This window comes from Brevundimonas sp. (genome assembly GCF_013823285.1).
In the GTDB taxonomy this organism is placed as follows: domain Bacteria; phylum Pseudomonadota; class Alphaproteobacteria; order Caulobacterales; family Caulobacteraceae; genus Brevundimonas.
In genome coordinates this window covers 1-6,476 of record NZ_PNLV01000121.1, presented here as the reverse complement: position 1 = coordinate 6,476, position 6,476 = coordinate 1, and the positions used below count along the sequence as shown (strand labels likewise).

Here is a 6,476-nt window from a genome sequence, read left to right as displayed (position 1 = left end):
ACGATGCCCTATATGGTCGCCTGTAGTTCGCGTCGGCATACCGCCGCCGCTTTCGGATTCAGAGACGAGACCTCATGCAGCCCGGCATCTGGCAGATCATCATCATCGCGGTCATCGTGCTGCTGCTCTTCGGCGGCCGTGGCAAACTGTCCGGCCTGATGGGCGACGCCGCCAAGGGCATCCGCGCCTTCAAGGACGGCCTGTCCGGCGGCGACGACGACAAGAAATCGAACGAGACCCCGGCCGGCGCCCTGCCGCGCACCGAGGCCGAAAAAGACGAAGCCCAACGCTGACCGCGTTCGCGGAGAGAGCTTGATTCATGGGCGGCTTGGGCCCCGGCATCGGCGCCACCGAACTTCTGTTGATCGGCATCATCGCGTTGCTCGTGGTGGGACCGAAGGACCTGCCGCTTCTGATGCGGCGGGTGGGGCAGTTCATGGGCAAGGCGCGCAGCATGGCCGCCGACTTCCGCGCCAGCTTCGACGAGATGGCGCGCCAGTCCGAGCTGGACGACCTGCGCAAGGAGGTCGAGGCCCTGCGCACCGGCCAGATGGCCAAGCCGCTCGGCGCCGAGACCGAGGCCACCTTCCGCCAGATCAGCGAGGACCTGAACAAGCCGGTGGTGCCCACCAGCTACGGCGCTTCCGACCCGCCGGCCCAGCCATCGCCTCTCGCCATTACGGCGCCCGCCGAATCGGTGCCTTCCAAAGTCGCTGCCCCCAAACCGAAAACCTCCAGCGCCGCCAAAGCTGTGGCTGCGAAGCCGAAGGCCACCCCGGCTAAGAAGCCGAAGGCCAAACCCGCAAGCTCGACGGCGGGGACCACACCGGCCAGGCCTGTCGCTGAGGCCCCCGCCAAGACTGCGCCGCGCCGCAAGCCTGCCGCGAAGAAGACCCCGGAGTCGGGATCGTGAGCCGCCCCGAGGACGACGAAGCCGACATCGAATCCTCGCGCGCGCCGCTGCTCGAGCACCTGACCGAGCTACGCAGCCGGCTGCTGGTGTGCGTCGCCGCCTTCATCCTCGGCTTCATTCTGTGCTTCGCCTTCGCCGGGCCGCTTTATGTGTTCCTGGTCAAGCCGTTCGCCGCCGCCTTCGCCCTGCATGAGGCGTCGGGCGGGCAGGGCGTGTCGCCCATCGACCTTATCCTGGCCACCGCCGGGATCACGCCGCTGCCGGAAGGGGGCTCGGCCGTGGGGCTGATCTCCACCGCGCCGCTCGAGTTCCTAATCACCAAGATCAAGCTGGCGGCCTTCGGCGCCATCGTCATCACCTTCCCGATCCTGGCCTGGCAGGTCTACGGCTTCGTGGCGCCGGGTCTGTACCGCAACGAGCGCAAGGCCTTCCTGCCGTTCCTGCTGGCGGCGCCCATCCTGTTTCTGATCGGGACGGCGATGGTGTATTTCATCATGCTGCCCTTCGTCATGTGGTTCTCGCTCAGCCAGCAGATCGCCACCGCCGAGGTGTCGGTGGCCCTGATGACGCGGGTGTCCGACTATCTGAATCTGGTCACGGCCCTGCTGCTGGCCTTCGGGCTGTGCTTCCAGCTGCCGGTGGTCATGACCCTGCTGGGTCTGGCCGGCATTGTCAGCGCCAAAGCCCTGTCCAAGGGGCGCAAATACGCCGTTGTGGGCATCTTCGTGGTGGCCGCTTTCGTCACGCCCCCGGACCCCGTGAGCCAGAGCATGCTCGCCTTCCCGCTGATCATTCTCTACGAGATATCGATCTGGTGCGTGCGCCTGATCGAGACGCGCCGCCGCCGCGAGGACGAGGCCGCCGCCGCGGCCTAGAGAAACCGCTTCATGTCCATGCTGGACCGCTCGCCAACAGCGGGCAGGCAATTCTCCAGCCAGTGGTCCGCCGCCTCTCGGCCCCGGGCCTTCAGGTCCAGCAGGAATGTCCATTCCGTATTGAACTTGGACCCCAGCGACAGGTCGTTCAGATGTCCGTCCGCTGAAACGGCGTGCAGCAGCATGTGGCGATAGCGGCCCCGCGCCGTCTCGGTCAGCTGGCCTTCCTCGATCAGCTCCTGCACGAAGGCCACGGCGCGCAGTTCGGCGGTGAGGGGTGCGTTGAAGGCGATCTCGTTCATGCGATCCATGATCTCGCCGGGCGCCCTGGGCGTATCCTCCCGCTCGAACGGGTTCAGCGGCAGGAGCAGGATGTCGTCGGGCGTATCGTCATAGAACAGCGGCCATAGCGCCGGGTTGGCCAGATAGCCGCCGTCCCAGTAGGGTTCGTCATCAATGGTCACCGCCTGGAACAGGTGCGGCAGGCAGGCCGAGGCCATCAGAACCTCGTCGCTGATCTCGGTCGACGTGAAGATTCGCGCCCGTCCGTGCTTCACAGCTGTCGCCGACACGAACAGCTTGATCGGGGAGCCCCGCACGGCCTCGAAATCAATCGAGGCGTCCAGGACCCGCTTCAAGGGGTTCAGGTTGAAGGGATTGAACTCATAGGGGCTGGACGACAGGGCCATGGCCTTGAACGAGCGCCAGAAGGGCGTCTCCTTCAGCCAGCCGGGATTGGTCATGGCGCTCCACACCCCGCTGTCGCCGAACACGTTACGGCCGCCGGACTGGTTGGTTTCACGCCAGAGTTTGTCCAAGGCCTCCCGGGCGCCGTCCCGCCCGTTCGCCACCATGCCGGAAATCAGCGCTGCGCCGTTCATGGCCCCGGCCGAGGCGGCGGTCACCGCCTTGATCTCCAGCCGCCCGTCCTCCAGCAGCCGGTCCAGCACGCCCCACTGGAACGCGCCGTGGGATCCGCCGCCCTGAAGCGCCAGACAGATGGGCCGGAGCCGGTTCGGATCGGAGGGTTTCTTCCGCTTCAGCAAGCCTGTCCCTCCGCCGGGGTCACTGGGCGGTCCAGCCGCCGTCGATAGAGAAGCTGGCCCCGTTGGCCGAGGCCCCCAGATCACTGACCAGATAGAGGAAGATGCCCGCCAGCTCGTCGGTGGTCACGAATCGCCGTGTGGGTTGCGATTTCAGGATCACCTCGGCCAGCACCTTCTCGCGCGGAATGCCGCGGGTGCGCGCCTGATCGGCGATCTGCTTTTCAACGATGGGGGTCTCGACGAAGCCCGGGCAGATGGCATTGCAGGTGATGTTCTGCTCGGCCAGCTCCAGCGCCACGGTCTTGGTCAGGCCGATGACCCCGTGCTTGGCGGCCACATAGGCGGACTTGTAGGGGCTGGCCACCAGACCGTGGGCCGAGGCCACATTGATGATCCGCCCGCGCCCTTGCGCCTTCATGATCGGCACGGCGGCGCGGATCGCATAGAAGGCCGACGACAGGTTGATGGCGATGATCTGCTCCCACTTGTCGGCGGGAAATTTGTCGATGGCCTCCACGTGCTGGACGCCGGCGTTGTTCACCAGAATGTCCAATCGGCCCAGGTCGTGCCGGGCGAAGGCGACCATGTCGGCGACCTCGCTGCCGTTGCGCATGTCGGCGGCGTGATAGCGGACCTTGACCCCGTAGGCGGCCTCCATGCCCGAGCGGGTGCGCTCGATCTCGGCCGGGTCCCCCAGGCCGTTCAGCACCACGTGTCCGCCACGCGATGCCACTGCACGGGCCAGCGCAAGGCCGATCCCGGACGTGGAGCCCGAGATCACCGCCACCTGATCCTTCAGGTCGTTGACGTCGGGGTTGAAGGGGCGCGGCGCTTCCTTCGTCGTGTCGGAGCCGGAGATGCCTTTCAGCCACTGAAACATGCGGGGTCTTTCATCCTGCCGGCGAGTCGCCCGCCGGTTCTTTCAGTCAATCTAGCGGCAGTCTGCGCCGGTGGCGACAGGTCGTCAGGATTTTCCCGACCTGATGAATATCCACTCGTTGTCGCTCGACGCCGCCTTGTCGAAACCATAGCCCTCAAGGTCGAAGCCTTTCAGGTCTTCGGCCCGGTCGACCCGGTTGTCGATCGCCCACCGCGCCATCATTCCCCGCGCCTTCTTGGCGAAGAACGAGATGATCCGGCTCTCGCCGTCGCGCAGTTCCCGGAACTGGGGCGTGACCACGGGCAGTTTCAGGGCCCGGGCGTCTACGGCGCCGAAATATTCCTGGCTGGCCAAGTTCACCAGCGAGGGGTCCGTCTGACCTTCGGCGTCGGCGTTGAGCCGCCTGGCGATGCGGTCGCCCCAGAAATCGTAAAGGTTGGCCCCCCGCTTGGTGCGCAGCCGCGCGCCCATCTCAAGACGATAGGGGTGGATGGCGTCCAGGGGCCTCAGCAGGCCGTAGAGACCCGACAATATGCGTAGGTGATCCTGCGTCCAGGCCAGCGCCTTGTCGTCCAGATCGCGCGCCTTCAGCCCGTCATAGACATCCCCGGCGAATGCGAACGCGGCGGGCAGGGCGCCCTCGTCGCTGTCCGGGTCGAAGGCTTGGAAGCGCTCATGGTTCAGGTCGGCCAGCGGCTGGGAAATGTGCATCAGACGGCGCAGGTCCGCGCGCGTCAGCTTGCGCGTCACCTTGGCCAGTTCGGTGATGTCGGCATCGAAGCGCGGTCGGGTCGGCTGGATCGCCGTGGGGGCTTCGGAATAGTTCAGACGCTTGGCGGGCGACAGGACGATAAGCAAAGGCACGGCCTCCGGAGGTTTCGGGGCAGATAGGCCGTGCGGGTGACGATTGAAACCTTGGCGCTCAGAAAAGGACCGAGGGGTTCATGATCCGCTGTGGATCGAGGGCTGCTCGCACAGCCCGCATGGCGGCTACCTGGACCGGGTCCTTGTAGCGCAGCGCCTCTTCGGTCTTGAGCCGCCCCAGGCCGTGTTCGGCGGAGATAGAGCCCTCCAGTTCGCCGACAATGTCGTGGACGATTCGCGCGCCCTCGTCCTTGCGCGCAGCGAAAGCCTTGGGATCCGCACCCACCGGCGGCACCACATTGTAGTGCAGGTTGCCGTCGCCCAGATGCCCGAAGGTCACCAGCCGGATGCCTTCGAACTGCGTGTTCAACGCCGCGTGGGCGCGGTCGACGAACTCCGGCAGGGCGCTCAGGGGCAGGGACACGTCATGCTTCCACCCGCCGCCCGCCGCCTTCTGGGCTGCCGACATCTCTTCGCGCAGTCGCCAGAACTGCGCCGCCTGCGCCGCATTCTGAGCCATGGCCGCATCGGAGATCAGGCCGCGCTCGAAGGCGTCCTCCAGAATGCGCTCCATGCCGCGCTCGGCCGCGCCCGGTTCGCCCGAGACCAGCTCGATCAGCACCGCCCACGGGCTCGGCGTATCCAGCGGATCGCGGGTGTCGGGGATGTGGGCCAGGCAGATCTCGATGCCCTGCCGGTTCATCAGTTCGAACGCCTCGACGCCCCCGCCGGTCTCGGCCTTGGCCACGGCCAGCAGCTCCAGCGCGGCGGCGGGCGTCTCCAGCCCCACCACCGCCGTGGCCCGCGACCGCATGACCGGAAACAGCTTCAGCGCCGCCGCCGTCACGATGCCCAGCGTTCCCTCGGCCCCGACCAGCAGGTGCTTGAGGTCATAGCCCGTGTTGTCCTTGCGCAGCCGTTTCAGCCCGTGGAAGATTTGCCCGTTGGGCAGCACCGCCTCCAGCCCCAGCACCAGATCCCGCGCCACGCCGTAGCGCAGCACCGCCGTGCCGCCGGCGTTGGTGGAGATGACCCCGCCCACCGTCGCCGTGCCTTCGGCGGCGAGGCTCAGCGGAAAGAAGCGGTCGGCGGCGGCGGCGGCGTCCTGAGCCTCCTTCAGCGTCAGTCCGGCCTCCACCACCATCACGTCCTCCAGCGGCAGGACCTGACGCACCGCGCGCATGCGGTTCATGGAGATCAGAACCTCGCCATAGGGAATCTGACCGCCCACCAGTCCCGTATTGCCGCCCTGGGGCGTGATGGCCACGCCCTCGCGCGCACAGACCGCCACGGCCCGAGCCACCTCCTCGGTGGAGGCGGGGGTCAGCAGGATGGGGGTGTTCCCCTCCCAGGCGCCGCGCCACTCGACCACGCGCGGCGCAATCAGGTCCGCATCCTGCGTCCAGCCCTTGGGGCCGAGGATGGATTTCAGTTCGTCGAGGACGGTGGGGGAGGGTGCGGGCATGGACACGCTTGTCTCAAACCCGCATGGATCAGGAAAGCCAGAATGCGTGATCGCCCGCGTGAGGATTGCTGAATGACCCCTGTGCCTGTCGTCGGCGTGGTGTGCCTCAAGGGCGATCAGGTGCTGCTGATCCGGCGCGGCACCGAACCTCGTCTGGGGGAATGGAGCCTGCCGGGCGGGCGGATCGAGCCGGGCGAGCGGGTTCTGGACGCGGCCCTGCGCGAACTGAAGGAAGAGACCGGCGTCGACGCGGTCATCACGGGCCTGCTGGCGGTGGTGGACGGCGTCTTCCCCGATCACGACCGGCACTATGTCATGATCGACTACCGCGCCGAATGGACCGCCGGAAAGCCTGTCGCGGGCGACGACGCGGCCGAAGCGGCGTTCCATCCGCTTTCGTCGGTGGATGATCTGGTGGCGTGGGAGGAGACGC

Annotated in this window: 8 protein-coding genes; 4 read left to right on the top strand and 4 right to left on the bottom strand. The window is 67.0% G+C overall.

Annotation, left to right across the window (positions count from 1 at the left end):
• The first annotated feature begins 74 nt into the window (after window positions 1-74).
• Genes tatA through tatC form a run of 3 tightly spaced genes read left to right on the top strand, consistent with a single transcriptional unit; the run spans window position 75 to window position 1,788 of the window.
• Window positions 75-293 carry a twin-arginine translocase TatA/TatE family subunit gene (gene tatA, locus C0461_RS12755; RefSeq protein ID WP_292107533.1) on the top strand — a complete coding sequence of 73 codons (219 nt, stop codon included), beginning with the start codon at window positions 75-77 and terminating at the stop codon, window positions 291-293.
• A gap of 26 nt (window positions 294-319) precedes the next feature.
• Window positions 320-913, top strand: a complete 594-nt coding sequence (gene tatB / locus C0461_RS12750) for a Sec-independent protein translocase protein TatB (protein ID WP_363378562.1) — start codon at window positions 320-322, stop codon at window positions 911-913.
• Window positions 910-1,788 carry a twin-arginine translocase subunit TatC gene (gene tatC, locus C0461_RS12745; RefSeq protein ID WP_292107532.1) on the top strand — a complete coding sequence of 293 codons (879 nt, stop codon included), beginning with the start codon at window positions 910-912 and terminating at the stop codon, window positions 1,786-1,788. Before tatB ends, tatC begins: the two co-directional genes overlap by 4 nt.
• Here the strand turns inward: tatC and C0461_RS12740 are convergent.
• From C0461_RS12740 to C0461_RS12725, 4 genes are all read right to left on the bottom strand, one after another.
• Window positions 1,785-2,834 (bottom strand): patatin-like phospholipase family protein, encoded by a 1,050-nt coding sequence (locus tag C0461_RS12740; protein WP_292107531.1) that lies wholly within the window; start codon window positions 2,832-2,834, stop codon window positions 1,785-1,787. The two genes, tatC and C0461_RS12740, sit on opposite strands and share 4 nt — an antisense overlap.
• Window positions 2,835-2,853: 19 nt before the next feature.
• Complete coding sequence (locus C0461_RS12735) at window positions 2,854-3,714, bottom strand: 3-hydroxybutyrate dehydrogenase (RefSeq protein ID WP_292107530.1); 861 nt, start codon at window positions 3,712-3,714, stop codon at window positions 2,854-2,856.
• Between the two features lie 84 nt (window positions 3,715-3,798).
• A complete protein-coding gene (gene yaaA / locus C0461_RS12730; RefSeq protein WP_292107529.1) occupies window positions 3,799-4,572 on the bottom strand; it encodes a peroxide stress protein YaaA in 774 nt (257 codons plus the stop codon).
• 64 nt (window positions 4,573-4,636) lie between these two features.
• Window positions 4,637-6,043: an FAD-binding oxidoreductase gene (locus C0461_RS12725; protein WP_292107528.1), complete on the bottom strand. Its 1,407-nt coding sequence runs from the start codon at window positions 6,041-6,043 to the stop codon at window positions 4,637-4,639.
• Between the two features lie 72 nt (window positions 6,044-6,115).
• Between C0461_RS12725 and C0461_RS12720 the strand changes: the two genes are divergently transcribed.
• Window positions 6,116-6,476 (top strand): NUDIX hydrolase (locus tag C0461_RS12720; RefSeq protein ID WP_292107527.1); only part of this gene is annotated, 361 nt, incomplete at its 3' end.